This is a genomic window from Burkholderia sp. BCC1640 (assembly GCF_902833125.1).
Taxonomy (GTDB): domain Bacteria; phylum Pseudomonadota; class Gammaproteobacteria; order Burkholderiales; family Burkholderiaceae; genus Burkholderia; species Burkholderia diffusa.
In genome coordinates this window covers 1-26,313 of sequence record NZ_CADFEF010000007.1, presented here as the reverse complement: position 1 = coordinate 26,313, position 26,313 = coordinate 1, and the positions used below count along the sequence as shown (strand labels likewise).

General features: G+C 66.4%; 25 protein-coding genes. 10 read left to right on the top strand and 15 right to left on the bottom strand.

Annotated elements, in window-relative coordinates:
* The first annotated feature begins 171 nt into the window (after positions 1 to 171).
* The 3 genes from HWX25_RS09725 to gabP all read left to right on the top strand — a co-directional run bounded on the left by HWX25_RS09725 (position 172) and on the right by gabP (position 3,743).
* Positions 172 to 1,434, top strand: coding sequence for an MFS transporter (locus tag HWX25_RS09725; protein WP_175908380.1), 1,263 nt, complete (start codon positions 172 to 174; stop codon positions 1,432 to 1,434).
* Positions 1,435 to 1,538: 104 nt separating this feature from the next.
* Positions 1,539 to 1,883, top strand: a complete 345-nt coding sequence (locus HWX25_RS09720) for an MmcQ/YjbR family DNA-binding protein (RefSeq protein ID WP_059692325.1) — start codon at positions 1,539 to 1,541, stop codon at positions 1,881 to 1,883.
* A 468-nt stretch (positions 1,884 to 2,351) separates the two neighbouring features.
* Positions 2,352 to 3,743: a GABA permease gene (gene gabP / locus HWX25_RS09715; RefSeq protein WP_059820564.1), complete on the top strand. Its 1,392-nt coding sequence runs from the start codon at positions 2,352 to 2,354 to the stop codon at positions 3,741 to 3,743.
* Positions 3,744 to 3,904: 161 nt separating this feature from the next.
* Here gabP and ychF read toward each other — a convergent pair whose 3' ends face one another.
* Positions 3,905 to 4,999, bottom strand: a complete 1,095-nt coding sequence (ychF, locus tag HWX25_RS09710) for a redox-regulated ATPase YchF (protein WP_059820563.1) — start codon at positions 4,997 to 4,999, stop codon at positions 3,905 to 3,907.
* Positions 5,000 to 5,246: 247 nt separating this feature from the next.
* On the opposite strand from ychF, the gene HWX25_RS09705 reads away from it, so the two are divergent.
* From HWX25_RS09705 to HWX25_RS09690, 4 genes are all read left to right on the top strand, one after another.
* Positions 5,247 to 6,425 carry a UbiH/UbiF family hydroxylase gene (locus HWX25_RS09705; RefSeq protein ID WP_059702630.1) on the top strand — a complete coding sequence of 393 codons (1,179 nt, stop codon included), beginning with the start codon at positions 5,247 to 5,249 and terminating at the stop codon, positions 6,423 to 6,425.
* A gap of 90 nt (positions 6,426 to 6,515) precedes the next feature.
* Positions 6,516 to 7,244 (top strand): DsbC family protein, encoded by a 729-nt coding sequence (locus HWX25_RS09700; protein ID WP_059532711.1) that lies wholly within the window; start codon positions 6,516 to 6,518, stop codon positions 7,242 to 7,244.
* 115 nt (positions 7,245 to 7,359) lie between these two features.
* Positions 7,360 to 9,159, top strand: a complete 1,800-nt coding sequence (locus tag HWX25_RS09695) for a PDZ domain-containing protein (protein WP_175908379.1) — start codon at positions 7,360 to 7,362, stop codon at positions 9,157 to 9,159.
* A gap of 147 nt (positions 9,160 to 9,306) precedes the next feature.
* A complete protein-coding gene (locus tag HWX25_RS09690) occupies positions 9,307 to 9,903 on the top strand; it encodes an NAD(P)H-dependent oxidoreductase (protein WP_175908378.1) in 597 nt (198 codons plus the stop codon).
* 119 nt (positions 9,904 to 10,022) lie between these two features.
* Here the strand turns inward: HWX25_RS09690 and HWX25_RS09685 are convergent, their stop codons facing one another.
* From HWX25_RS09685 to rpe, 8 genes are all read right to left on the bottom strand, one after another.
* Entirely contained in the window at positions 10,023 to 10,928 is a 906-nt protein-coding gene (locus HWX25_RS09685) for a uracil-DNA glycosylase (protein WP_175908377.1), read from the bottom strand.
* Positions 10,929 to 10,941: 13 nt separating this feature from the next.
* Positions 10,942 to 11,568, bottom strand: coding sequence for a CYTH domain-containing protein (locus HWX25_RS09680; RefSeq protein ID WP_175908376.1), 627 nt, complete (start codon positions 11,566 to 11,568; stop codon positions 10,942 to 10,944).
* A complete protein-coding gene (gene trpC, locus HWX25_RS09675; protein ID WP_059532701.1) occupies positions 11,568 to 12,353 on the bottom strand; it encodes an indole-3-glycerol phosphate synthase TrpC in 786 nt (261 codons plus the stop codon). Before trpC ends, HWX25_RS09680 begins: the two co-directional genes overlap by 1 nt.
* Positions 12,354 to 12,382: 29 nt before the next feature.
* The gene (trpD, locus tag HWX25_RS09670) at positions 12,383 to 13,414 is read right to left on the bottom strand and encodes an anthranilate phosphoribosyltransferase (RefSeq protein ID WP_059702638.1); all 1,032 of its coding nucleotides are present in this window, start codon (positions 13,412 to 13,414) and stop codon (positions 12,383 to 12,385) included.
* Between the two features lie 13 nt (positions 13,415 to 13,427).
* Positions 13,428 to 14,027, bottom strand: coding sequence for an aminodeoxychorismate/anthranilate synthase component II (locus HWX25_RS09665; RefSeq protein ID WP_059532695.1), 600 nt, complete (start codon positions 14,025 to 14,027; stop codon positions 13,428 to 13,430).
* A gap of 13 nt (positions 14,028 to 14,040) precedes the next feature.
* Positions 14,041 to 15,534: an anthranilate synthase component I gene (trpE, locus tag HWX25_RS09660; RefSeq protein ID WP_059532692.1), complete on the bottom strand. Its 1,494-nt coding sequence runs from the start codon at positions 15,532 to 15,534 to the stop codon at positions 14,041 to 14,043.
* Positions 15,535 to 15,892: 358 nt separating this feature from the next.
* Positions 15,893 to 16,648 carry a phosphoglycolate phosphatase gene (locus HWX25_RS09655; RefSeq protein WP_175908375.1) on the bottom strand — a complete coding sequence of 252 codons (756 nt, stop codon included), beginning with the start codon at positions 16,646 to 16,648 and terminating at the stop codon, positions 15,893 to 15,895.
* Between the two features lie 4 nt (positions 16,649 to 16,652).
* Complete coding sequence (gene rpe / locus HWX25_RS09650; RefSeq protein WP_006482066.1) at positions 16,653 to 17,339, bottom strand: ribulose-phosphate 3-epimerase; 687 nt, start codon at positions 17,337 to 17,339, stop codon at positions 16,653 to 16,655.
* A 177-nt stretch (positions 17,340 to 17,516) separates the two neighbouring features.
* Between rpe and apaG the strand changes: the two genes are divergently transcribed.
* Positions 17,517 to 17,891 (top strand): Co2+/Mg2+ efflux protein ApaG, encoded by a 375-nt coding sequence (gene apaG / locus HWX25_RS09645; protein ID WP_057924835.1) that lies wholly within the window; start codon positions 17,517 to 17,519, stop codon positions 17,889 to 17,891.
* A gap of 14 nt (positions 17,892 to 17,905) precedes the next feature.
* Here apaG and HWX25_RS33415 read toward each other — a convergent pair whose 3' ends face one another.
* Complete coding sequence (locus HWX25_RS33415; RefSeq protein ID WP_006758475.1) at positions 17,906 to 18,049, bottom strand: hypothetical protein; 144 nt, start codon at positions 18,047 to 18,049, stop codon at positions 17,906 to 17,908.
* 28 nt (positions 18,050 to 18,077) lie between these two features.
* Here HWX25_RS33415 and HWX25_RS09640 point away from each other — a divergent pair, with 28 nt between their 5' ends.
* Positions 18,078 to 19,202 carry an MltA domain-containing protein gene (locus tag HWX25_RS09640; RefSeq protein ID WP_244138757.1) on the top strand — a complete coding sequence of 375 codons (1,125 nt, stop codon included), beginning with the start codon at positions 18,078 to 18,080 and terminating at the stop codon, positions 19,200 to 19,202.
* A gap of 138 nt (positions 19,203 to 19,340) precedes the next feature.
* Here the strand turns inward: HWX25_RS09640 and paaK are convergent, their stop codons facing one another.
* The 5 genes from paaK to paaN form a co-directional block, all read right to left on the bottom strand.
* Positions 19,341 to 20,639: a phenylacetate--CoA ligase PaaK gene (gene paaK, locus HWX25_RS09635; RefSeq protein ID WP_175908373.1), complete on the bottom strand. Its 1,299-nt coding sequence runs from the start codon at positions 20,637 to 20,639 to the stop codon at positions 19,341 to 19,343.
* 38 nt (positions 20,640 to 20,677) lie between these two features.
* Entirely contained in the window at positions 20,678 to 21,130 is a 453-nt protein-coding gene (gene paaI, locus HWX25_RS09630; RefSeq protein WP_175908372.1) for a hydroxyphenylacetyl-CoA thioesterase PaaI, read from the bottom strand.
* A gap of 1 nt (position 21,131) precedes the next feature.
* Positions 21,132 to 21,923 (bottom strand): 2-(1,2-epoxy-1,2-dihydrophenyl)acetyl-CoA isomerase PaaG, encoded by a 792-nt coding sequence (paaG, locus tag HWX25_RS09625; protein ID WP_175908371.1) that lies wholly within the window; start codon positions 21,921 to 21,923, stop codon positions 21,132 to 21,134.
* Positions 21,924 to 21,968: 45 nt separating this feature from the next.
* The gene (gene pcaF, locus HWX25_RS09620) at positions 21,969 to 23,171 is read right to left on the bottom strand and encodes a 3-oxoadipyl-CoA thiolase (RefSeq protein WP_175908370.1); all 1,203 of its coding nucleotides are present in this window, start codon (positions 23,169 to 23,171) and stop codon (positions 21,969 to 21,971) included.
* Between the two features lie 87 nt (positions 23,172 to 23,258).
* Positions 23,259 to 24,965 carry a phenylacetic acid degradation protein PaaN gene (paaN, locus tag HWX25_RS09615; RefSeq protein WP_175908369.1) on the bottom strand — a complete coding sequence of 569 codons (1,707 nt, stop codon included), beginning with the start codon at positions 24,963 to 24,965 and terminating at the stop codon, positions 23,259 to 23,261.
* A 129-nt stretch (positions 24,966 to 25,094) separates the two neighbouring features.
* Between paaN and HWX25_RS09610 the strand changes: the two genes are divergently transcribed.
* Positions 25,095 to 25,871, top strand: a complete 777-nt coding sequence (locus tag HWX25_RS09610) for an enoyl-CoA hydratase (protein WP_059532675.1) — start codon at positions 25,095 to 25,097, stop codon at positions 25,869 to 25,871.
* The last annotated feature ends 442 nt before the right edge of the window (positions 25,872 to 26,313 follow it).

Here is a 26,313-nt window from a genome sequence, read left to right as displayed (position 1 = left end):
CCGACGAAATATCGTTTGAGGCGACGAGCATGCACGAGTACCGTTGTTGCATTGGATCGTATCGTCGTGAGCGGGTTTTGCGCTGTCGATGCGATCAACATAGTTCAACTATATCCATGAGGCAATCCGGGCGCCGTGCTGCGTCCGGCGGAACCTGAGAGGAGGATCGTCATGAACGGCCTGCGCGCATCGCGCGTCTTCTACGGCTGGTATGTGGTGGCGGCGGCGTTCGCCGTCACGTTCGTCGGCTTCGGCAGTGCATACACGTTCAGCGCGTTCGTCGAATCGCTGCAGCGCGATTTCGCCGCATCGCGCGGGCAGATCTCGCTCGTGTTCTCGCTGGCCGGCTTCCTGTATTTCGGCTTCGGCATCGTCAGCGGCCCGCTTGCCGATCGCTTCGGCTCCCGGCGGCTCGCCGTCGCCGGCATGTTGCTGACGGCCGCCGGTCTCGCGGCGGCCGGTGCCGCGCATACGCTGCTGCAGGTCTATGTCGCGTACGGGCTCGGTGTCGGCCTCGGCGTCGGCTGCGCGTACGTGCCGGCCGTCGGCGCCGTGCAACGGTGGTTCGTGCGGCGGCGCGGCTTCGCGTCGGGGCTCGCGGTCGCGGGGATTGGCGTCGGCACGCTCGTGATGCCGCCGCTCGCATCCGCGCTGATCGCGCACGTCGGCTGGCGCGGCGCGTACGTCACCCTCGCGGCGATCGCGGTGGTGGTGGGTGCGGGCATGTCGCTGCTGATCGAGAACGATCCGCGCGGGCGCGGATTGCTGCCCGACGGCGATGCGGCGCGTGCGCAATCGGGCGACGGGCTGGCTGGTGCCGCTTCATCCGCGCCCGCCGGCGCGACCGTGCGCGAAGCCGTCACGTCGCGGCCGTTCGCGAGCCTGTATGCGGCATGCCTCGTTTGCTCGTTCGGCGTGTTCGTGCCGTTCGTGCATCTCGTGCCGTACGCGCTCGATCATGGCGTCGCGCCGTCGACGGCCGTGCTGCTGCTCGGCGCGATCGGTGTCGGCAGCACGGCAGGGCGCTTCTTCCTCGGCGGCGTCGCCGACCGCTTCGGCCGTCGCGCGTCGCTGCTCGCGATGTTCGCAGGCATGGCCGTCGCGCTCGTCGCGTGGGCCGGCGCCGGGAGCGTCGCGACGCTGGCCGCGTTCGCACTCGTGTTCGGCGTGTTCTACGGTGGCTGGGTCGCCGTGCTGCCGGCCGTCGTGATGGACTACTTCGGCGGCCGCAACGTGAGCGCGATCATCGGCATGCTGTACACGAGCGTCGCGTTCGGCACGCTGATCGGGCCTGCTGCCGCCGGTTTCATCTACGACGCGGGCGGCGGCTATCTCGTGCAGATCCTGGCCAGCGCGGCCGCGAATGCGATCGCGTTCGCGATCGTTGCGGCCACCGGTCGCGCGCCGCTGGCGGCGCACGCGGCCGGCCGCTAGACGCGCGTCGCCGGGCGCTCGGCGGGACGCCGCTTGGCTAGGCGTCTGCCACAATTTCCGCTACGTTGTCCGGGACGTCGATTACCAACGGGCGGAGGCGCATCGTGACATTCGATGAAGTTCGGCGGATCGCGCTGGCATGGCGGGGTGTCGAGGAAGGCACGTCGTACGGCACGCCCGCACTCAGGGTGAAGGGCAAGATGCTCGCGCGCCTGCGCGAGGACGGCGACACGCTCGTCGTGAAGGGCGTCGGCCCCGACGAGCGCGCGTGGCTGATCGAATCGGAGCCCGACGTGTATTACGTGACCGACCACTATGCGGGCTGGCCGATCGTGCTGGTGCGCCTGTCGGCCGCGCATCCTGACGCCGTGAAAAACCTGCTCCTGCGAGAATGGCACGCGATCGTGCCGGCCAAATGGCGGGACGCAGGGCCGGGCGGCGCGACCTGAGCATCCGGCGCAGCGCCTGCGCGGCACGCAAGCCTTGTCGACGGAATGCGTTCGTTGCGGTGTCGCGCGGGCGTGTCTCACCGCACATTTCCCGATCCGGCGCCGCACAAGCGAACGCCGAACCGGACCAAGCGTTGCATCGGTTCGTGTCGATGCAACAAGTGGTTCCATCGAAATTCTTCAATTGGTTCTTAGTCAAGAACCGTTTGATGCTTACACTCCTTCGCTTCGAAGGCGGCTGACCGACAGCCGACGGAAAGGGCGCACGCGATGCGCCGGCGCCCCGTGTGCCGCATCGCACCCGCAGCTTCGCAGACTGCGTCGCGCACCGACCGGAACAGGCTCGATCCGGCTCCCTGCCCGCGTGCCGCGCATGCGCGGCGGGCTGCCGGATTCAACAACGACAAATCCCGCGCCGCCTTCACGCGACACCCGGTCATATCGGAACCGTTTTTTGGAGAGAGACACATGAGTGGAAGCAACACAGGCCTCGGCACCGGTCTGAAGCAGCGTCACGTGACGATGATGTCGATTGCCGGCGTCATCGGCGCCGGTTTGTTCGTCGGCTCCGGCCACGCGATCGCGGAAGCCGGCCCGGCTTCGATCCTCGCGTATGCGATCGCAGGCGTCCTGGTCGTGCTGGTGATGCGCATGCTCGGCGAGATGGCCGTCGCGCATCCGGACAGCGGTTCGTTCTCGACCTATGCCGATCGCGCGATCGGTCACTGGGCCGGCTTCACCATCGGCTGGCTGTACTGGTGGTTCTGGGTGCTCGTGATCCCGATCGAGGCGACGGCCGCCGCGACCATTCTCAATGCGTGGTTCCCCGGCGTCGCGACCTGGATCTTCGCGCTCGGCATCACGTTGCTGCTGACGATCACCAACCTCTTCTCGGTCAAGAACTACGGCGAATTCGAATTCTGGTTCGCGCTGATCAAGGTCGTCGCGATCGTCGTGTTCCTGTGCATCGGCGGCGCGGCAATCGTCGGTATCGTGCCCGCGCCGGCCGTATCGGGCGTGTCGAACCTCTTCGCGCACCAGGGCTTCATGCCGAACGGCGCCGGCGCGGTGCTCGCGGCGATGCTGACGACGATGTTCTCGTTCCTCGGCACCGAGATCGTGACGATCGCGGCCGCCGAATCGGACAACCCGCAACGCCAGATCGTGCGTGCGACGAACTCCGTCATCTGGCGTATCACGCTGTTCTATCTCGGCTCGATCCTCGTCGTCGCGGCCATCGTGCCGTGGAACGATCCGCTGCTGCCGAAGCACGGCTCGTATCAGCGCGCGATGGAGCTGATCGGCGTTCCGAACGCGAAGGCGATCATCGACGTGATCGTGCTCGTGTCGGTCGCGAGCTGCCTGAATTCCGCGCTGTACACCGCGTCGCGGATGCTGTTCTCGCTGTCCAAGCGCAAGGACGCGCCCGCGTTCCTGCACAGCACCGATTCGACCGGCACGCCGCGCGCGGCCGTGCTCGCATCGACCGCATTCGGTTTCGTGACCGTGATCGCGAACTATTTGATGCCGGAGCAAGTGTTCGGCTTCCTGCTGGCGACGTCGGGCGCGATCGCGCTGCTCGTGTATCTCGTGATCGCGATCTCGCAGCTGCGGATGCGCAAGACGCTCGAATCGGGCGGCGCCGACCTGACGCTGCGGATGTGGCTGTTCCCGTGGCTCACGTGGGCGGTGATCCTGTTCATCTGCGGCACGCTGACCGTGATGTTCGTCAGCGAGGAACACCGGATGGAAGTCGGTGCGACGGCCGTGCTCGCGCTGCTCGTGCTGTTTGCTTCGTGGTTGAACAAGCGCGGTCGCGATGCGCGCGCAGGTGCGGGGCGGCGGGTGTCGGCGACGTGATGACGATCCGAAGGCGGGCAGGGTGCTCGCCTTGGGTCGACGGGCAAGTCCGTGAATGAAAAATGGGCCGATTGGCATTTGCCAATCGGCCCATTTGCTTTTCGTGCCGGATGCGCATCGCGCGATGCCGTGCGTATCGCACGGCATCCGCATTGCACGTATCAGACGTTGAACAGGAAGTTCATCACATCGCCGTCGTGCACGACGTATTCCTTCCCTTCCGCGCGCATCTTGCCGGCTTCCTTCGCACCCTGTTCGCCCTTGTACGCGACGAAATCGTCGAATGCAATCGTCTGCGCGCGAATGAAGCCGCGCTCGAAATCGGTGTGGATCACGCCGGCCGCTTGCGGCGCGGTATCGCCGATGTGGATCGTCCACGCGCGCACTTCCTTCACGCCCGCGGTGAAGTAGGTCTGCAGGCCGAGCAGCTTGAAGCCCGCGCGGATCACGCGGTCGAGGCCCGGCTCTTCCATGCCCATGTCGGCGAGGAACGCTTCCTTGTCCGCATCGTCGAGATCGGCGATTTCCGCTTCGATCGCCGCGCACACCGCGACCACCGGCGAATTCTCGCTTTCAGCGTACTTGCGCACCGCTTCGAGGTGCGGGTTGTTCTCGAAGCCGTCGTCCTTCACGTTCGCGACGTACATGGCCGGCTTCGCGGTGATCAGGCAGAACGGCTTGAGCAGCGCCTGCTCGTCGTCCGACAGGTCGAGGCCGCGCACGGCCTTGCCCTGGTCGAGATGCGCGCGAACCTTTTCGAGCACCGCGGCGAGCTTCACCGCTTCCTTGTCGTTGCCCGACTTCGCGGCCTTCGAGTAGCGCGTGAGCGCCTTCTCGACGGTGCCGAGGTCGGCGAGCGCGAGTTCGGTGTTGATCACTTCGATGTCGTCGATCGGGCTGACCTTGCCGGCGACGTGGATGACGTTGTCGTCCTCGAAGCAACGCACGACGTGCGTGATCGCATCGGTTTCGCGGATGTTCGCGAGAAACTGGTTGCCGAGGCCTTCACCCTTGCTGGCGCCCGCGACGAGGCCCGCGATGTCGACGAATTCGACGACGGCCGGCACGATGCGCTCGGGGTTGATGATTTCGGCGAGCGCCTTCAGGCGCGCGTCCGGCACCTCGACGATGCCAACGTTCGGTTCGATCGTGCAGAACGGGTAGTTCTCGGCGGCGATGCCGGCCTTGGTCAGCGCATTGAACAGGGTGGACTTGCCGACGTTGGGCAAGCCGACGATGCCGCATTTGAGACTCATGGAATCCTTCGGACGGGTAAGGCGGCGCGGCCGGACAGGGCACGGCGGCGCGGGAAAATAGGGACGGCCGGCGCGTGGGGCGCGGCGGGCCGACGTTCAAAGGCGCTATTGTACCGTGCCGACGCCCCGGTTTCCGGCCTTCCCCCGAATGCCCGATGCGACGGGCCGCCGCGCTGCCGGGCCGGCTCGCGATTATGCTGATTTCCCGCAAAGTCCGGCCGCGTAAGGGATTGGCCCCACGGCTATAATGCCCGCCATGACTGCCCACCACACCTTCGACGTCGCCGTGGTCGGCGGCGGGCTCGTCGGCAAGACAGCCGCGCTCGCGCTGACCCAGTCCGGCTACAAGACCGCCTTGCTCGCCCAGCCGGCCACGCCGCGCCCCGCCGATCTCGCGTTCGACACGCGCATCTACGCGCTGTCGTCCAGCTCGCAGGCATTGCTGGAGCGGCTGCGGGTCTGGCAGGCGCTTGACCATGGCCGGCTCGCGCCGGTCTACGACATGCGCGTATACGGCGATGCGCACGCGGAACTGCATTTCTCCGCGTACCAGGCTTCCGTGCCGCAACTGGCCTGGATCGCCGAATCGTCGCTGATCGAGACGTCGCTCGACGCAGCGCTGCGGTTCCAGCCGAACCTCACGTGGTTCGATGCGCGCGCGCAGGGCTTCGACGTGCGCGACGACGCGGCCGTGCTCACGCTGTCGTCGGGCCAGGTGCTCGAAGCGGACCTCGTGGTCGGTGCGGACGGCGCGCATTCGTGGGTGCGCTCGCAAATGGGGGCCAAGGTCGAGCGGCGCGATTACCGGCAGACGGGCGTCGTCGCGAACTTCAAGGCGTCGCTGCCGCACCGCGAGACGGCCTGCCAGTGGTTTCACGAAGGCGAGATCATCGCGTTGCTGCCGCTGCCGGACGGTCACGTATCGCTCGTGTGGTCCGCGCACACCGCGCACGCGGACGAACTGCTTACGCTCGATCCCGCGCAGCTCGCGGCCGAAGTCGAGCGCGTGTCGCATGGCCAGCTCGGCGCGCTCGAATGCGTGACGCCGGCGGCCGGCTTCCCGCTCGCGCTGCAGACCGTCGACAAGCTGATCGCCCCGCGTGTCGCGCTGGTCGGCGATGCCGCACACCTGATCCACCCGCTCGCGGGGCAGGGGATGAACCTCGGGCTGCGCGACGTCGCGGCGCTCGCCGACGCGATCGCGAACAAGGAGAGCTTCCGCAACCTCGGCGATACGGTGCTGCTGCGCCGCTACGAGCGTTCGCGCCGCGAGGACATCCGCGCGCTGATGGTCGCGACCGACGGGCTGCAGCGGCTGTTCGCTGTGCCCGGCTCCCTTGCGAAGGCGGTGCGCAATGCCGGTATGGCGTTCGTCGGTGCGCAACCGCTCGTGAAGCGCTGGCTCGTGTCGGCCGCGCTCGGCTGATCGAACCTTCGCGCCTTCGGCCTGTCGGACAGGGTTCCGTTACGGCGTACACTGTGACGTGCACCCCGATTGAGCTGAAGGAACTACAGGATGAAAAAAACGATCCGCATCGCATCGCTGGCGCTGGCCGTCACGATGGCGACGCTCGGCTGCACCGCGCAGGCCGACCAGACCACCGACAAGCTGAAAGCCACGCTGCAAGCGCGACTCGGCAACGACGCACCGATCAAGAGCGTGTCGAAATCGCCGGTCGCGGGCCTGTACGAAGTGAACCTCGGCACGCAGATCATCTATAGCGATGCCGCCGGCGACTACGTGCTGCTCGGCGATCTCGTCGACACCAAGACGCACAAGAACCTGACCGACGCGCGCCTGTCCGACCTCAACAAGATCGACTTCGCGAGCCTGCCGTTCGCGAACGCGATCAAGGTCGTCAAGGGCAACGGCGCACGCAAGATCGCGGTGTTCTCCGATCCGAACTGCCCGTACTGCAAGCGCCTCGAGACGACGCTGCAGTCGATCGACAACGTGACCGTCTACACGTTCCTGTACCCGGTTCTGTCGCCCGATTCGACCGCGAAGTCGAAGGCGATCTGGTGCGCGACCGACCGCGCGAAATCCTGGGAAGGCTGGATGCTCGACCATCGCGTGCCGACCGGCGCCGGCACCTGCGATACGACCGCGCTCGACAAGAACCTCGCGCTCGGCCGCGGGATGAACGTCACCGGCACGCCGACGATCTTCCTGCCCGACGGCCGCCGCCTGCCGGGCGCGGTGTCGGCCGATCAGCTGAACCAGGCGCTCGCGTCGAGCAAGTAACCGACCGACACGCCGGGCCGCATGGCCCGGCCAGCGAGGGGCGCCCGCGACATCCGCCGGCGCCTCTCTTCGTTTCCGCCGCCGTATTCCGTCCGATTTTCGTCCGATTCCCACGATGACCCAGCCGATCCGTTATTCGATTGCCCCGAAAGATCTTGCCGCGCACCTGTTCGAAGTGTCGGTGACGGTCGCCGATCCCGATCCCGAAGGCCAGCGCTTCTCGCTGCCGGTGTGGATTCCGGGCAGCTACCTCGTGCGCGAGTTCGCGCGCAACATCGTGACGCTCGCCGCGTTCAACGACGCGGGCCGCAAGGTGCGGATCGCGAAAACCGACAAGAACACGTGGCAGGCCGCGCCGGTGAACGGCGCGCTCACGCTGCGCTACGACGTGTACGCGTGGGACCTGTCGGTCCGCTCCGCGTATCTCGACGAATCGGGCGGCTTCTTCAATGCCACGGCCGTGTTCCTGAGCGTTGCCGGCCGCGAGGATGCGCCGTGCGAGGTCGACATCGCGAAACCGGCGGGCCCGGCGTTCCGCGCGTGGCGCGTCGGTACGTCGCTGCCCGAGGCGCGCGGCACCCGGCGCTACGGGTTCGGCGCGTACCGCGCGTCGAACTACGACGAACTCGCCGACCATCCGGTGACGATCGGCGAATTCGCGCTGGCGACGTTCGACGCGCACGGCGTGCCGCACGACATCGTGGTCGCCGGGCGCGTGACGCAGCTCGACATGGAGCGGCTGCGCGCCGACCTGAAGCGCGTGTGCGAGGCGCAGATCGCGCTGTTCGAGCCGAAATCGAAAAAGGCGCCGATGGACCGCTACGTGTTCATGACGCTCGCGGTCAGCGACGGTTACGGCGGCCTCGAGCACCGTGCGTCGACCGCGCTGATCTGCAACCGCACCGATCTGCCGGTGAAGGGCAGGCCGGAAACGACGGAAGGCTATCGCACGTACCTCGGCCTGTGCAGCCACGAGTATTTCCATACGTGGAACGTGAAGCGCATCAAGCCGGCCGCGTTCGTGCCGTACGACCTCGCGCGCGAAAACTACACGTCGCTGTTGTGGCTGTTCGAGGGCTTCACGTCGTATTACGACGATCTGATGCTCGTGCGCAGCGGGCTGATGTCGCAGGACGAATATTTCGCGGCGCTCGGCCGTACCGTCGGCGGTGTGCTGCGCGGCACAGGGCGGCTGAAGCAGAGCATCGCGGAAAGCTCGTTCGACGCGTGGATCAAGTACTACCGCCAGGACGAGAACGCGACCAACGCGATCGTCAGCTACTACACGAAGGGTTCGCTCGTTGCGCTCGCGTTCGATCTCGCGATCCGCGCGCAGACGCGCAACCGCAAGTCGCTCGACGACGTGATGCGCTTGCTGTGGCAACGCTACGGACGCGAGTTCTATCGCGGCAAGCAGGCGGGCGTCGAGGAAAACGAGGTCGAGACGCTGATCGAGGAAGCGACGGGCGTCGCGCTCGGCCGGCTGTTCGCCGACGCCGTGCACGGCACGCGCGACCTGCCGCTCGCCGACCTGCTCGCGCCGTTCGGCGTGACGCTCGCGCCCGAGGTCGCGCCTGGCGCGGCTGCGAAGCCGACGATCGGCGCGCGCCCGCGCGGCGGCGCGGACTGCACGCTGGCGGCGGTTTACGAAGGCGGCGGTGCGCATCGCGCGGGGCTGTCGGCCGGCGACACGCTGATCGCGCTCGACGGATTGCGCGTCACCGGCACGAACCTCGACACGCTGCTCGCACGCTACCGCCCGGGCGACAAGGTCGAGGTGCACGCATTCCGCCGCGACGAGCTGCGGACCGCGAAGCTGAAGCTCGACGGCCCGGAAGTCGCGCGCTACCGGCTGACGGCGGCCGCCAAGCCGGCTGCCGCGCACAAGGCCCGGGAAGCCTGGCTGAAGGGCTGAGCATGCGCGAGCGGGTTTCGGGGCGCGATCAGTGATTGTTCTGCTGTTGCAACAATCCGTCGCCTTGAGCCCGCTTTTTCGCGATCATGCGGCCACGCACAATGGCGTCACTCGCGCTACCGAAGCGCAACCAAACCGGAGCCTGACATGACGACCATTCTGCAAATCAATTCCGCGGCGCGCTCGCAAGGTGCGCAATCCACGCTGCTGGCCAACGAACTGACGGCAAAGCTGCAACAATCGAACCCCGGCGCGACCGTCGTGGTTCGCGACCTGCTGGCCGACGCGCTGCCGCACCTCGACGAATCGGTGCTCGGCGCATTCTTCACGCCGGCCGACCAGCGCAGCGCGGAACAGAATGCGATCGTCGCGAAGAGCGATGCACTGATCGCCGAACTGCAGGCTGCCGACATCATCGTGATCGGCGCACCGATGTACAACTTCGGTGTCTCGTCGCAACTGAAGACGTATTTCGACTGGATCGCCCGCGCAGGCGTCACGTTCCGCTACACCGAGAACGGCCCGGAAGGCCTGATCAAGGGCAAGAAGGTTCACGTGGTGACGGCGCGCGGCGGCAAGTACCTGGGTACGCCGAACGACAGCCAGACGCCGTTCCTGCGCACGTTCCTCGGCTTCATCGGCTTGACCGACGTGAGCTTCATCCACGCGGAAGGCCTGAATCTCGGGCCGGATGCGCAAAGCGCCGCGCTTGCGGGCGCCCGTGAAGCGATCGCTGCCGCGTAAGGCCGATGCGGGTGCGTTGCACCCGCTGCGTCGCCAGATGAAAAAAACGCCGCGTCCCGAAAGGGGGCGCGGCGTTTTCACATGATGCAGGCGAAAGCGGGAAACTCGACGCGGAACGGCTACGCGAGCGTTTCGGCCACCTCCGGCAGGCGCCAGTCGATCGGCTCGCGACCCGCTTTGACCAGATAGTCGTTCGCGAGCGCGAAGTGGCGGCAACCGAGGAAGCCGCGGTGTGCGGACAGCGGCGACGGATGCGGCGCCTCGAGCACACAATGCGCGCTCGCATCGAATAGCGCGCGCTTCGCCTGCGCATGCGCGCCCCACAGCATGAACACGAGGCCGCGATGGCGGCTGGCGAGTTCGCGGATCAGCGTGTCCGTGCATTGCTCCCAGCCGCGCCTCGCGTGGCTCGCGGCCGCGCCGCGCTCGACCGTCAGCACGGTGTTGAGCAGCAGCACACCCTGGCGTGCCCAGGTATCGAGGCAGCCGTGACGCGGTGTGTCGTGGCCGAAATTCGCGGCGATTTCCTTGAAGATGTTGCGCAGCGACGGCGGCGTGCGCACGGCCGGCGGCACCGAGAACGCCAGGCCATGCGCCTGCGGCGTGCCGCGGTCGTCGCCGTGGTACGGATCCTGGCCGAGGATCACGATCTTCACGTCGTCCGGGCTCGTCAGGCGCAGCGCGCGGAACACGTCGGTCGGGTAGACGGTCTTGCCGGCCGCGCGTTCGTCGTCGACGAAGCGGCACAGCGGTGCATACGCGTCGCTGTCGGTGAAGGGTTTCAGCACGTCGCGCCAGACGGCCGGCAGCGCGTCGAACTGCGCGGCGAGGTGTGGGACGTGCGCGGCAGCGGGCTGCGGCGCCGCGGAAACCGGGGCGGTTGCCGCGACCTTCCTTGCGGGCTTGCGCCCGGCCGCGGCCGGCGCGGGCGCCGGGGCGGAAACATCGTCCTGCGCCGTTTCCGGCACGGGATCGTCGAACAGCGACGCCTGTTGCGGCGTGCGGAGAGTCTTGCGGGTTGCCATGCGTGATGCGGGTTTATTGCGCGCGCAGCCGGTAGCCGCGCTGCGCCTTGCTGATGTTTTCGGGGGCGAGGCCCGGCAGCGCTTGCTGCAGTTCGGCGGCGAGTGTCGCGAGCGCCGCTTCCGGGCCGTCGATCAATTCGAGTTCGATTTCGCTGATCGGTTCGCGGCGCGTATCGCTTTCCGCCTGGACGACGATCTCGCCGACGTCCACCGCGGCTTCGACGGTTGCGCCGCCGATTGCGATGCGCCACAGCGTACGCGAAAAATCCGTCCGGAACAGCGCGTGCAGCGCCGGCGCAGCGTCGCGCAGCGCGGTGGCAGCGTTCGGCACGTCGCACGCAGCGACGAGCGCGTCGATTTCGAGCGCATCGCCGGCGACGGGCAACTCCCATTCATGGCGGCGATGCAGGCCGGCTTCCGCGCTGCCGACCGTCTTGAACGTCTGCAGCCAGCCATGCGGCGTGCGGCGCACGCGCACCGCGCTCTTCGAACGGGCCAGCGCGAGATCGGGCGTGTCGTAGTAGACGTTCGCGAGCGCGATGACATCGCCGGCTTCGCCGGTCAGCGTCTCGAAAAAGCGCCGCGCCGCATCGGCCTCGCCGGCCGGCAGCGCGAGCTTGATTTCCTTTTCGATCGCCATCAGAAGAACATCCGCGCGAGTTCCTCGCCCGGCTGATCGGCGCGCATGAACGCCTCGCCGACGAGGAACGCATTCACGTTCGCCGCGCGCATCGTGTCGACGTCGGTGCGCGACAGGATGCCCGACTCGGTCACGACCATGCGGTCCGCCGGAATCATGTCGAGCATGTCGAGCGTGGTCTGGATCGTCGTCTCGAACGTGCGCAGGTTACGGTTGTTGATGCCGAGCAGCGGTGTCTTCAGCGTCAGCGCCTGTTCCATCTCGTCGCGGTCGTGAACTTCGACCAGCACCGCGAGGCCGAGCGAGTGCGCATACGCCTCGAGGTCCTGCATCAGCGGCGTGTCGAGTGCGGCGGCGATCAGCAGGATCGCGTCGGCGCCCATCGCGCGCGCTTCGAGGATCTGGTACGCATCGACGATGAAGTCCTTGCGCAGCACCGGCAGCGTGCAGGCCGCGCGCGCTTCCTCGAGATAGCGGACGCTGCCCTGGAAGAATTGCTCGTCGGTCAGCACCGACAGGCACGCGGCGCCGTGAGCCGCATACGAGCGCGCGATGTCGGCCGGCACGAAATGCTCGCGCAGCACGCCCTTCGACGGGCTCGCCTTCTTCACTTCGGCGATCACTGCCGCGTTGCCGGCCGCCTGCTTCGCGCGCAGTGCGCCGACGAAGTCGCGCAGGTCGCGCGTCGATGCGTCCAGTTTCAGTGCCTCGAGCGGCGTGCTGCGCATGGCCGCCGCGACTTCGTCGCGCTTGACGGCGATGATTCGGTCGAGAATGTCGCTCATGTGGGTTCCTGCTTGATTCGTAAAGGGAGTCAGCGCTTGAACTGCTGCGTGAAACGCACGAGTTCGTCGACTTTCGCGCGCGCCTTGCCGCTCGCGATCGCTTCGCGGGCGAGCTGGATGCCGTCCGCGATCGATTCGGCGATATTGGCCGCATAGAGCGCGGTGCCCGCGTTCAGCGTGACGATCTCGCGTGCGACGCCCGGCTGGTTGTCCAGTGCGCCGAGCAGCATCGTGCGCGATTCCTCGGCATTTTCCACCTTCAGCGTGCGGTTCGACACCATCTGCAGGCCGAAGTCTTCCGGATGGATCTCGTATTCGTGCACCTCGCCGTCGCGCAATTCGCCGACGAGCGTCGCGGCGCCGAGCGACACTTCATCCATCCCGTCCTTGCCGTACACGACCAGCACGTGCTGCGCACCGAGGCGCTGCATCACGCGCACCTGGATGCCGACCAGGTCGGGGTGGAACACGCCCATCAGCTGGTTCGGCGCGCCGGCCGGGTTGGTCAGCGGGCCGAGAATGTTGAAGATCGTCCGCACGCCAAGCTCGCGGCGCACGGCCGCGATGTTCTTCATCGCCGGATGATGGTTCGGCGCGAACATGAAGCCCATGCCGGTTTCGGCGATCGACGCGGCAACCTGGTCGGGCTGCAGGTCGATGTTCACGCCGAGCGCCTCGAGCACGTCGGCGCTGCCGGACTTGCTCGACACGCCGCGGTTGCCGTGCTTCGCAACCTTCGCGCCGGCCGCGGCCGTGATGAACATCGACGCGGTCGAGATGTTGAACGTGTGTGCGCCGTCGCCGCCCGTGCCGACGATGTCGACGAAGTTCGAGTTGTCCTGCACTTCGACGTGGTTCGCGAATTCGCGCATCACGGTCGCGGCGGCGGCGATCTCGCCGATCGTCTCCTTCTTCACGCGCAGCCCGGTGATGATCGCGGCCGCCATCACGGGCGACATGTCGCCGCGCATGATGAGCCGCATCAGGTGCAACATCTCGTCGTGGAAGATCTCGCGGTGTTCGATCGTACGTTGCAGCGCTTCCTGCGGGGTAATCGTCATCGTGTGTCTCCCGTCAGGCTGCCGGCGCGGTCGCGCGGGCCGTTGCGCGATTCTGCTTCAGGAAATTCTCGAGCAGCGCGTGGCCGTGCTCGGAGAGGATCGATTCCGGGTGGAACTGCACGCCTTCGATCGGCAGCGTCTTGTGACGCACGCCCATGATCTCGCCGTCGTCGGTCCACGCGGACACCTCGAGGCAGTCGGGCAGCGATTCGCGTTCGATCGCGAGCGAATGGTAGCGGGTGACGTCGAAATGCTTCGGCAGATCGGCGAACACGCCGCGGCAGTCGGTTTCGATCCGGCTCACCTTGCCGTGCATGATGGTCTTCGCGCGCACGACGCGGCCGCCGAAGGCTTCGCCGATCGCCTGATGGCCGAGGCAGACGCCGAGGATCGGTTTCTTGCCCGCGAATTCGCGCAGCACGTCGAGCGTGATGCCCGCGTGCTGCGGGTTGCTCGGGCCGGGCGACAGGCAGATGGTGTCGGGGTTCAGGCGCGCGATCTCGTCGAGCGTGATTTCGTCGTTGCGATACGTGCGCACGTCCTCGCCCAGTTCGCCGAAGTACTGGACCAGGTTGTAGGTGAACGAGTCGTAGTTGTCGATCATGAGCAGCATGGTCAGTCTCCGGTCAGAAGTCGCTATCGAGGCCGTCCTGGACCTGTTCGGCCGCACGCAGCACCGCGCGCGCCTTGTTTTCGGTCTCTTGCCATTCGGATTCGGGCACCGAGTCCGCGACGACGCCGGCCGCCGCTTGCACGTACAGGTTGCCGTTGTGGATCAGGCCCGTGCGGATCGCGATCGCGAGATCCATCTCGCCCGAGAACGACAGGTAGCCGACGGCGCCGCCGTACAGCCCGCGCTTGATCGGCTCGAGCTCGTCGATCAGTTCCATCGCGCGCACCTTTGGCGCGCCGGACAGCGTGCCGGCCGGGAACGTCGCGCGCAGCACGTCGTAGTTCGTCATGCCGGGCTTCAGCTTGCCTTCGACCGAGCTGACGATGTGCTGCACGTGCGAGTACTTCTCGATCACCATCTTGTCGGTCACCTGCACCGAGCCGATCTCCGCGATGCGGCCGACGTCGTTGCGCGCGAGGTCGATCAGCATCACGTGCTCGGCGATTTCCTTCGGATCGTTCAGCAGTTCGGTCGCGAGTTCCGCGTCGCGCTCGGGCGTGTTGCCGCGCGGACGCGTGCCGGCCAGCGGACGGATCGTGACGATCTGGTCGTCGCCGCGCTTCTCCTGGCGCACCAGGATTTCCGGCGACGCGCCGACCACGTGGAAATCGCCGAAGTTGTAGTAATACATGTACGGCGACGGATTCAGCGAACGCAGCGCGCGATACAGCGACAGCGGATTGTCGCGGTACGGCTTCGTCAGCCGCTGGCCGACCTGGATCTGCATCAGTTCGCCGGCCGCGATGTATTCCTTCGCCTGGCGCACGGCGGCCAGATAGTCTTCCTTCTTGAACTCGCGGAACGTCTCGGTGCGCACGCTCGCCGACGTCACCGGCGGCTGCACGGTCGTGCGCAGGCGCTGCTTCAGTTCGCGCAGGCGCTGCTTTGCTTTCGTATAAGCCTCGGGCTGGGCCGGATCCGCGTAGATGATCAGGTAGAGCTTGCCGGCGAGGTTGTCGATCACCGCGACTTCCTCGGTGAGCAGCAGCTGGATGTCGGGCAGGCCGAGATCGTCGCGCGGCGCGGTGTTCGCGAGCTTCTTCTCGATGTAGCGCACCGCGTCGTAGCCGAAATAGCCGGCGAGGCCGCCGCAGAAGCGCGGCAGGCCCGGGCGCTGCGCGACCTTGAAGCGCGCCTGGAACGACTCGATGAATTCGAACGGGTCGCCGTCGTGCGTCTCGACGACCTGGCCGTCGCGCACCACTTCGGACACGCCGTTGCGGGTGCGCACCAGCGTGCGAGCGGGCAGGCCGATGAACGAATAGCGGCCGAAGCGTTCGCCGCCGACCACCGACTCGAGCAGGAACGAGTTGGCGCCCGCGCGTTCAGGCTGGGCCAGCTTCAGGTAGAGGGACAGCGGCGTTTCGAGGTCGGCGAGCGCTTCCGCGATCAGCGGGATGCGGTTGTAGCCTTCGTTCGCCAGCGATTGGAATTCGAGTTCGGTCATGTTCCGGTCCTGTTCGGGACGAGCGGCGGAGTGCGCCAGGGATCACTTGACGCTGCGCGGGCTGCCGTCGGCGAAAGGGCGGTCGATCGAGAAGTGCCTGTTGCCGGCCGGCACTCCGGGCGTGAACGTCGCGAGCCTGCGGCCGATCCTGAACGCAAGCGTTCGGACGCGGTAGAACTCGAGGTGGTGCGACGATCGGCGCGCGGATGCGCAGCGAGATAAAAAACGGCGCTGAAGACGTGCCTCAGCGTACCTCATCGAAGAGGTTAGCGCGACCAGCGACGCCAGGGCCAGGCTCCCCGGTCGATGCTGCTCAGACTCCGTTTTTTATTCAGAAACATGCGGATGGAAGAAATAATCAGATGGTTGGCCGGCCGGCGTTGTGCGCGGTAATCGCGCGGGCCGCGACCAGCAACGAATCGACTATACCATCCGAATTTATCGTTTGTATAGCTTTGCCGTGGTTGTAGCCGTACGGCACCGTCAGCGTCGCCATCCCCGCCGCGCGGCCCGCCAGCGCGTCGTTTTCCGAGTCGCCGATCGCGACGGCCGCGTCCGGCGAGACGCCGAGCGCGTCGCATGCCGTCAGCATCGGCAGCGGATCGGGTTTCTTGCGCGCGACGCTGTCACCGCCGAGCACGACGCCGAAGCGATCGATCAGCCCGTATTGCTCGAGCAGCTCGACCGCGAAGCGGTGCGGCTTGTTCGTCACGCACGCGAGCCGGATGCCGGCTGCGCGCAGCGCGTCGAGGCCAGTTGCGACGTCCGGATAGAGGCGCGTGTGGCGGCCGTTGATCTTCGCGTATTCGGTTTGGTAGATCGCGAGCGCGTCGTCGAAGCGCGCGTGCGCCTCGTCGGGCGCGAAGCGCGGCTTCAGCACGCTCTGAATCAGGTGCTCGGAGCCCTTGCCGACGTAGCCGATCACCTCGTCGCGCGACGTGGCCGGCGCACCGAGCTGCGCGAGCATCCCGTTCAGCCCGGCCGTGAAATCGTCGGCCGTGTCGACCATCGTGCCGTCGAGGTCGATCAGCGCCGCGTCGATGCGCGGCCTCGCGAAACGGATCGTGCCGTCGGCTGCGGCCGGTGCCTGGCCGGCCAGCGAGGAATCGGCCACGGCGTCAGCTCCGCTCGACGGTGGCGAGCGCGGCGCGCATCTCGTCGATCACCTTGCGGTAGTCGGGCTTGCCGAAGATCGCGGAACCCGCGACGAAGGTGTCCGCGCCGGCCGCCGCGATTTCCGCGATGTTGTCGGCCTTCACGCCGCCGTCCACCTCGAGCAGGATCTCGCGGCCGGTGCGCTCGGTGTATGCGTCGATGCGGGCGCGCGCTTCGCGCAGCTTGTTCAGCGTTTCCGGAATGAAGGACTGGCCGCCGAAGCCCGGGTTCACCGACATCAGCAACACGAAGTCGAGGCGATCCATCACGTGATCGAGATAGTTCAGCGGCGTCGCCGGGTTGAACACGAGGCCGGCCTTGCAGCCGTGATCGCGGATCAGCGACAGCGTGCGGTCGATGTGGTCGGAGCCTTCCGGGTGGAAACTGATCAGGTTCGCGCCGGCTTTCGCGAAATCGGGCACGATCCGGTCGACCGGGCGCACCATCAGATGCACGTCGATCGGCACCTGCACGTGCGGGCGGATCGCCTCGCAGACGAGCGGGCCGATCGTGAGGTTCGGCACATAATGGTTGTCCATCACGTCGAAGTGAATCCAGTCGGCGCCGGCGGCGACCACGTTGCGGACTTCTTCGCCGAGCCGTGCAAAGTCGGCCGACAGGATGCTGGGAGCGATGCGGAATTGAGTCATGACAGGGGAGCGGGGACGCTGCGGCGCAAAACCGCCATTCTACCGTCCGGCGACCCGGTGCGCGGCGACGGGCCGTGCGGTTGCGGCCCGATTCCGCATAGAATGCCGAACCAGTGCGGCGCGCCCGCGGCCCCGCCGCTCGAGTTGGCGCGGGCGGTTACCTACAGCGGAAACACCATGAGTCAGTATCAGTTCACCGTTTCGGTGAAAACCAGCTACTTGCCGGAACAATCCGACCCCGATCGACGTCAATATGCATTCGCGTACACGCTGACCATCCGCAATACCGGGCAGGTCGCGGCGCAGCTGATCGCGCGTCACTGGATCATTACGGACAGCGAAAACCACGTGCAGGAAGTGAAGGGGCTCGGCGTCGTCGGGCACCAGCCGCTGCTGCAGCCGGGTGAACAGTTCGAATACACGAGCTGGGCCGTGATCGCGACGCCGGTCGGCACGATGCGTGGCGCGTACTTCTGCGTGGCGGAGGACGGCGAGCGGTTCGACGCGCCGGTCGACGAGTTCGCGCTGCACATGCCGCGCACGCTGCATTGAGCGTGCGCGGCCGGTCAGCGCGGCTGGCGGTCGTTGCCGCGGGCGTGCTTCTTCCTGCCCGACGACGTCCACACGACGATGAAGATCAGCAGGGCAAGCGCTACGAAAGCCTCGAGCGCGAAGATGAGCATCGGATATTGGTCGAGAAAATCTGACATGGCGGTTTCCATCAAGAACGAACATTGTATGTGGTTTGGGCCCCGGGCGGCCGGCTGGGTTGCGGCGGTCGCGACGGCAGCGCTGCTTGCCGCATGCGGCGGCGCGCCGACGCGGACGTCGGCGCTCAAGCCGCCGACCGGCGCGGCGATCGTGCCGGGACAGGTTGCCGCGAAGCGGCTCACGCCGGTGGAGTGGCAGCAGGTGCCGGGGTGGCAGGACGATTCGCTGATCGGCGCGACGGCCGCGCTGCGGCAGAACTGCGCGCGGCTCGCGCGCCAGCCGGCATGGCAGCGCGCCTGCGCGGCTGCCGATCGCCTCGACGAGCTCGACGTCGGCAGCGCGCGTGCATTCTTCGAAACGTATTTCACGCCGTTTCAGCTGGCGAACACCGACGGCACGCTCGACGGGCTCGTGACCGGCTATTACGAGCCGCTGCTGCACGGCTCCCGCGTGCGTCGTGGCCCTTACCAGTACGCGCTCTACCGCTGGCCGGCCGGCTATCGCGCCGGTGCCGCGCTGCCCGCTCGCGCGCAGCTCGAGCGGGCAGGCATCCTGAACGGCAACGAACTCGTGTGGGTCGACGATCCGATCGAGGCGTTCTTCCTGCAGGTGCAGGGTTCAGGGCGCGTGCTGCTCGACGATGGTTCGGTGATGCGGGTCGGCTTCGGCGGCACCAATAACCAGCCGTATCGCTCGATCGGCAAGTGGCTGCTCGATCGCGGCGAGCTGACGCCCGCACAGGCGACGATGCAGGGCATCAAGGCGTGGGCGAAGGCGAACCCGACTCGCGTGGACGCGTTGCTCGACACGAATCCGCGATTCGTGTTCTTCCGCGACATGCCGACCAAGGAAGATGCACCGCACGGCGGCGCGGACGGCCCGATCGGCGCACTTGGCGTGCCGCTCACGGCGGAGCGTTCGATCGCGGTCGATCCGTCGTCGATCCCGCTCGGCACGCCGGTATTCCTGCAGACCACGCGTCCGCTGACGAATACGCCGATGAACCGGCTCGTGTTCGCACAGGACACGGGTTCCGCGATCAAGGGCGGCGTGCGGGCCGACTATTTCTGGGGGCTGGGCGACGACGCCGGCGACCAGGCCGGACGGATGAAGCAGATCGGCCGGATGTGGCTGCTGTTCCCGAATTCGTGATGGGCGGTGGCGCCGGCGTATGCGTGTAGCCGGGCATCGAAGTGAAACAGCCCGATCGGCGTTGGCCGGTCGGGCTGTTTTTTTGCTTCGCGATTGCTGTTGCGGGCGGCGGTCGGGTAGCGGGGGGATGGGCGCGTATCAGCCCTTGCGCTTGTCGATCACGCGGCGTGCCTTGCCGACCGAACGCTCGATCCCGTTCACGGGCAGCACGTTGATCACGGCGGTCACGCCGATCAGCGACTTGATGTCGTGCGCGAGCGCTTGTCTCGCCGCATGGATTGCCGCCGTGTCGGGGGCAGTGTCGGGGCACGGCTCGACGTTGAGCGTCAGCACGTCGAGCGGACCTTCCTTCGTCAGCACGATCTGATAGTGCGGCGCGAGCGCACGCTGTTTCAGCAGTTGCTCTTCGATTTGCGTCGGGAAGACGTTGACGCCCCGCACGATCATCATGTCGTCCGAGCGCCCGGTGATCTTTTCCATCCGGCGCATCGTGCGTGCGGTGCCGGGCAGCAGACGCGTGAGGTCGCGCGTCCGGTAGCGGATGATCGGCAGGGCTTCCTTCGTCAGCGACGTGAAGACCAGCTCGCCGAGTTCGCCGTCCGGCAACACTTCGCCGGTGTCGGGGTCGATGATTTCCGGATAGAAGTAGTCTTCCCAGATGGTCGGGCCGTCCTTCGTCTCGACGCATTCCGATGCGACGCCGGGGCCCATCACTTCGGACAGCCCATAGATGTCGACCGCGTCGATGCCCATCCGCTGCTCGATGGCCACGCGCATGTCGTTGGTCCACGGCTCAGCGCCGAAGATGCCGATGCGCAGCGAGCTTTGTGCGGGATCGAGGCCCTGGCGCTCGATCTCGTCGGCGATCGACAGCATGTAGCTCGGCGTCACCATGATGATGTCGGGCCGGAAATCATGGATCAGCTGCACCTGCTTTTCGGTCTGGCCGCCGCCGAACGGGATCACGGTCAGCCCTGCGCGTTCGGCGCCGTAGTGTGCGCCGAGCCCGCCGGTGAACAGGCCGTATCCATAACTGACGTGAACCTTGTCGCCACGCCGCGCACCGGCCGCGCGGATCGAGCGCGCGACGAGATTGGCCCACGTGTCGATGTCGCGCGCCGTATAGCCAACGACGGTCGGCTTGCCGGTCGTGCCCGACGACGCGTGAATGCGCGAGATCTGGTCCTGTGGCACCGCGAACATGCCGAACGGGTAGCTGTCGCGCAGGTCGCTCTTGGTCGTGAACGGGAAGCGCGACAGATCCGCGAGCGTCTTCAGGTCGTCGGGATGCACGCCCGCTTCGTCGAATTTGCGACGATAGACGGGAGAGTGGTCATACGCATGCCGGAGCGACCATTTCAGGCGTTCGAGCTGCAGTGCGGTCAGCTCGTCGCGTGAGGCCGTCTCGATCGGCTCGAGCGGTAGCGGGGTAGTCATACCTGTCTCCAGTGATTGTTATGAGCGAGCCGTGGACGTCAATGCTCTTCCGGCAGCACCGTGCCCTTGATCTGGGCCGATTTGCCCCGAAACATCGCGACCGTTTCGCCTGTCTGGTTCGTGACGCGGACGTCGTAGATGCCGTGCCGGCCGCTGCGCGTCTGCTCGATCGCTTCGGCCGTCAGCAGGTCGTGGCCGTGTACGGGACGCAGGTATTCGATCGAGCAGCCAGCCGCAACGGTATTCAGGTTGTACGAGTTGCACGCGAACGCGAACGTCGAATCGGCGAGCGTGAAGATGATGCCGCCGTGGCAGGTCTGATGTCCGTTCAGGAATTCCGGCCGTACGCGCATCTGCAGGCGTGCGTAGCCGGCCCGCACTTCGGCGATTTCCATGCCGAACGCGCGGCTGCAGGCGTCTGCGTCGTACATGGCCCGCGCCGTCGCGCGGGCGAGCGCGTCGGGGGCGAGCGTGTCGTTGGCGGTGGTCATGTCAACGCCCCTCGAAGCGCGGGGCACGCTTCTCGATGAACGCCTTCACGCCTTCCGCGTAGTCGTATGACTGGCCGAGCTTGCGCTGCAGGTCGCGTTCGAGGTCGAGCTGCTGGTCGAGCGTATTCGTGACGCTGTCGCGCATCGATTGCTTGATCGACGCGATCGCGAGCGCCGGTTGCTGCGCGAGCTGATTGGCGAGCTGACGGACCGACGCGGCGAGCGCATCGTCGTCGACCGCACGCCAGATCAAGCCCCATTGTTCGGCCTGTTCGGCGCCGAGCTTGTCGCCGGTCAAGGCGAGCCCCAGCGCGCGTGCCATGCCGACGCGTTGCGGCAGGAACCATGTTCCGCCTGAATCGGGCACGAGCCCGATCTTGACGAAGGCCTGGATGAAGCTGCTCGAGCGTGCTGCGAAGACGATGTCGCAGGCGAGCGCGAGATTCGCACCGGCGCCGGCCGCCGTGCCGTTGACGGCGGCGATCACCGGAACCGGCATGCGTTGCAGGCGACGAATCAGCGGATTGAAATGCTCGTCGATCAGCGTGCCGAGGTCGGTGGACGCGCCAGGCGTGAAATCGAGGTCGGCCAGGTCCTGGCCTGCGCAAAAGCCGCGCCCCGCACCCGTCAGGATCAGCGCTCGTGCGCCGGCCGTTTCGACTTCATCGAGCGCAGACTGCAGTTCGCGGTGCATCGCACGCGTGAAGCTGTTCAGCTTGTCCGGGCGGTTGAGGGTGATCGTGGCCACGCGGGCAGTCTGATCGATATCGAGCTGGATTGCCTCATATGACATGCAGTGTCTCCTTCATGACTTCGTTATAGGCGCGCGGCGCGCCGGTTACACGCGCTCGATGGCGATCGCGATGCCCTGGCCGACGCCGATGCACATCGTACAGAGCGCAAACCGGCCGCCCGTACGCTCGAGTTGGTGAAGCGCCGTGGTCACGAGCCGAGCGCCCGATGCGCCGAGCGGGTGGCCGAGCGCGATCGCACCGCCGTTCGGGTTCACGCGCGGATCGTCGTCGGCGACGCCGAGCATGCGCAACACCGCGAGACCTTGCGAGGCGAACGCTTCGTTCAGCTCGATCACGTCGAACTGGTCGATCGTCATGCCGAGCTGGCGCAACAGTTTCTGCGTGGCCGGCGCCGGGCCGATCCCCATCACGCGCGGTTCGACGCCGGCGGTTGCCATGCCGACGACGCGTGCGCGGCGGCGCAGCCCATATTGATCGGCAGCTTCCGCGTTGGCGAGCAGCAGTGCGCATGCGCCGTCGTTGACACCCGACGCGTTGCCGGCCGTCACCGAGCCGTCCGGCCGCACGACGCCCTTCAGCTTCGCGAGCGCTTCGAGAGACGTTTCGCGCGGATGTTCGTCGCGCGATACGACGAGCGCGTCGCCTTTCTTCTGCGGAATCGTCACCGGGACGATTTCATCGGCGAGCGTGCCGTCTTGCTGCGCACGTGCGGCCTTTTGCTGGCTGCGCAGCGCGAACAGGTCCTGGTCGGCACGGCTGATGTCGTAGTCGATCGCGACGTTCTCGGCCGTCTCCGGCATCGAATCGACGCCGTATTGCTGTTTCATCAGCGGATTGACGAAACGCCAGCCGATCGTCGTGTCGTAGATGTCGGCCTGGCGCGCGAACGCGCTGGCGGCTTTGCCCATCACGAAGGGCGCGCGCGTCATGCTTTCGACACCGCCCGCGATCATCAAGCGCGCCTCGCCCGCCTTGATCGCGCGCGCGGCGGTGCCGACGGCGTCCATGCCCGAGCCGCACAGCCGGTTCAGCGTCGTACCCGGCACGGCGGTCGGCAGGCCCGCGAGCAGCGCGGACATGCGCGCGACGTTGCGGTTGTCCTCGCCGGCCTGGTTTGCGCAGCCGTAGATGACGTCGTCGATCGCCGACCAGTCGACGTTGCGGTTGCGTTCGATGAGCGCCTTGAGCGGCACCGCGCCGAGATCGTCGGCACGAACGTCTTTCAGGGCGCCGCCGTAGCGGCCGATGGGGGTGCGAATCGCGTCGCAGATGTAGGCGTCGGTCATGGGGATGTCGATGTGCAACGAACCCGCCGGTTGGCGGATTCGTTCATGGTAGAGAACGTGACGGCGTTTGCACGTCGGCCATTCGGGTTATGCCGTCTGGCCGGCTTCCGCAGGTACTGCCTTCGGCGCAACATGGACGCGGCTTTGCACCACACGGAACCGGTTGGCGACGAACGCCGGATCGGCGAGCGCCGCGTTGGCGGCCGGGTTCGCGCCGGTGCCGTGGAAGTCGGAGAATGCGGCCGACTGGTTGACGAACACGCCGCCCGTCAGGTTGATCGACAGCGCGACACCGCCACGCACCGCTGCATCGTGCGCAGCGTCGAGGACCTTGTCGTCGGTGCTGTAGACGGAGAGCGTCAGCGCACCATGTTCCGCGGCGATTTCGCCGGCGAGATCGAGCGACTGCGCGGTCGAGTCGGTCGCGATCACGAACGAGATCGGGCCGAACCACTCCTGCGTGAATTTTGTGCGGTCGGCCACGTCGAGCTGCAGCACGAGCGGCGTACGCACGCGAGCATCGGCGAACGTCGGATGCTGGAGCGTCTGGCTGTCGGCGAGCACACGGCCGAGCTTGCGGGCGTCGTCGATGCGCGCGGCCACGCCGTCGTTCTGGATCGCGCCGATCAGTTCGACCGAGCGAGCCGGGTCGCCGGTCAGTTTCTGCACGGAGACGGCGATCGCCTGGGCGACTTCATCGAAGCTTGCATGGCCGTCCGCCGTCCGGATGCCGTCGCGCGACACGTAGATATTCTGCGGTGCCGTGCACATCTGGCCGGAGTACAGCGCCAGCGAGAACGCGATGTTTTTGGCCGCGGCTTTCAGGTCGTCGGTCGAGTCGATCACGATCTGGTTGACACCGGCCTTCTCGGTATACACCTGTGCCTGATGGGCATGGCGTTCGAGCCACGTGCCGTTTTGCGTGCTGCCCGTGAAGTCGATCAGCTTGATTTCAGGACGCAATGCGAGGTCTTGCACGAGGGCGCCGTCGTTCGGCTCGGTCGCGAGGAGCGTAACGACGTTCGGATCGAAGCCGGCTTCGCGCAGCACGTCGCGGGCGACGCGGACCGTGATCGCGAGCGGCAGGATCGCGCCCGGATGAGGTTTGACGATCACCGTGTTGCCGGTCGCCAGGTCGGCGAACAGACCGGGGTAGCCGTTCCAGGTCGGGAACGTGCAGCAGCCGAGGACGAGGCCGGTGCCGCGCGGGACGATCGTATAGCGCTTGTGCATCGCGAGCGGCGGGTTCTTGCCTTGCGGCTTCTCCCAGTGTGCATCTGCGGGGATGCGGCGCAACTCGTCCCAAGCGTAGGCGACCGCTTCGAGCGCACGATCCTGCGCGTGCGGGCCACCGGCCTGGAACGCCATCATGAACGCCTGGCCCGTCGTGTGCATCACGCTGTAGGCAATCTCGAAGCTTGCGCGATTCAGCCGTGCGAGGATTTCGAGACTGACGCCGATCCAGGCGCTCGGGCCGGCTTCGCGCCATGCACGCTGGGCATTAGCGGCCGCGGCAATCAGCTCGTCGGGTGTTGATTTCGGATAGCGGATGCCCAGCGCGATCCCGTACGGCGACTGCTCCGCGCCGATGGTTCCAGCGGACGCCGGCTGGTCGAGCACGAACGTGTTGCCGAGGTGTGCCTTGAACGCCGCTTCGCCATCGGCGTTGGCGCTTTCCCCGTACACTTTGGGACTCGGCATTTCCGCGAACGGGCTCCAGTACCCGCGGCTCTCGATGGCGGCGAGGGCGTGTTTCAGCGTGTCTTCGTGCTTCGTGAACAGTGCATGGGTCATGACGGCGGCCTGATGGACGTAGGGAAGGGTTGGATCGATTAATTAACCGACCGGTTGGTCTGAGAATGGTAGCATCAAACTATTCGCATGTGCGAGGCGTTTCTCATTTCATTGATCGAGGAGAAATAGATGTCTTACGAGAACATCCTGGTGGAGACCCGGGGGCGAGTCGGGCTGATCACGCTGAACCGTCCGAAGGCGCTGAATGCGCTGAACGATGCGCTGATGGATGAATTGGGCGCTGCGCTGAAAGCGTTCGACGCCGACGACGCGATCGGCGCGATCGTCGTGACGGGGAGTGAAAAGGCGTTCGCGGCCGGGGCCGACATCGGCATGATGGCGACCTATTCCTATATGGATGTTTATCGCGGCGACTACATCACCCGTAACTGGGAGACCGTCCGCGAGATCCGCAAGCCGATCATTGCTGCCGTGGCGGGCTTTGCGCTTGGCGGCGGTTGCGAGCTCGCGATGATGTGCGACATCATCTTCGCAGCGGATACGGCCAAGTTCGGCCAGCCCGAGATCAAGCTGGGCGTGATGCCGGGCGCAGGCGGCACGCAGCGTCTGCCGCGCGCGGTGTCCAAGGCGAAGGCGATGGACATGTGCCTGACGGCGCGCTTCATGGACGCGGCCGAGGCGGAACGGGCAGGGCTCGTATCGCGCGTGCTGCCGGCCGACAAACTGCTCGACGAAGCAATTGCCGCAGCGACGACGATTGCCGAGTTTTCACTGCCGGCTGTCATGATGGTCAAGGAGTCGGTGAATCGCGCGTACGAGACGACGCTGGCCGAAGGTGTCCACTTCGAGCGTCGACTGTTCCATTCGCTGTTCGCGACCGAAGATCAGAAGGAAGGGATGGCGGCATTCGTCGAGAAGCGGAAGCCGGTATTCAAGAACCGCTGATTTGGCGGTGGCTAGGTGGTGCTGGTGAGCGACGGGTGTCGGTCGCCAGCGTGATCGTCCGGTGCGGTGAACCCGAAGCCCCCGTGCGCGGTAGCGCACGGGGGCTTTTTCAAAATATTTTCGCAAAGGGGTTGCGGAGACCGGGGCGGGTGCTTAGAATCACGCCTCTTTCGCGCTAACGGAAACGCGGCGCGGGAGGAGAAGGGAAGCGGTGCGGACGAGGGCAGGTTGTAGAACCTCAGCGCACACGAAGTTGAACCCCAGTCGTCGCAACGAAGTAGTTCAGAAAGTTGTTGACGAGCTGAAAAAGACGGTTCATAATCTCGCTTCTCTGCTGCTGAAAACGCAGCGCTGCTGGGAAACTTCAGGTTTCTCGCAGAAATGCTCTTTAAAAATTAACAGCCGATAAGTGTGGGCGCTTGATGGCCGCGAGCTGATCCTC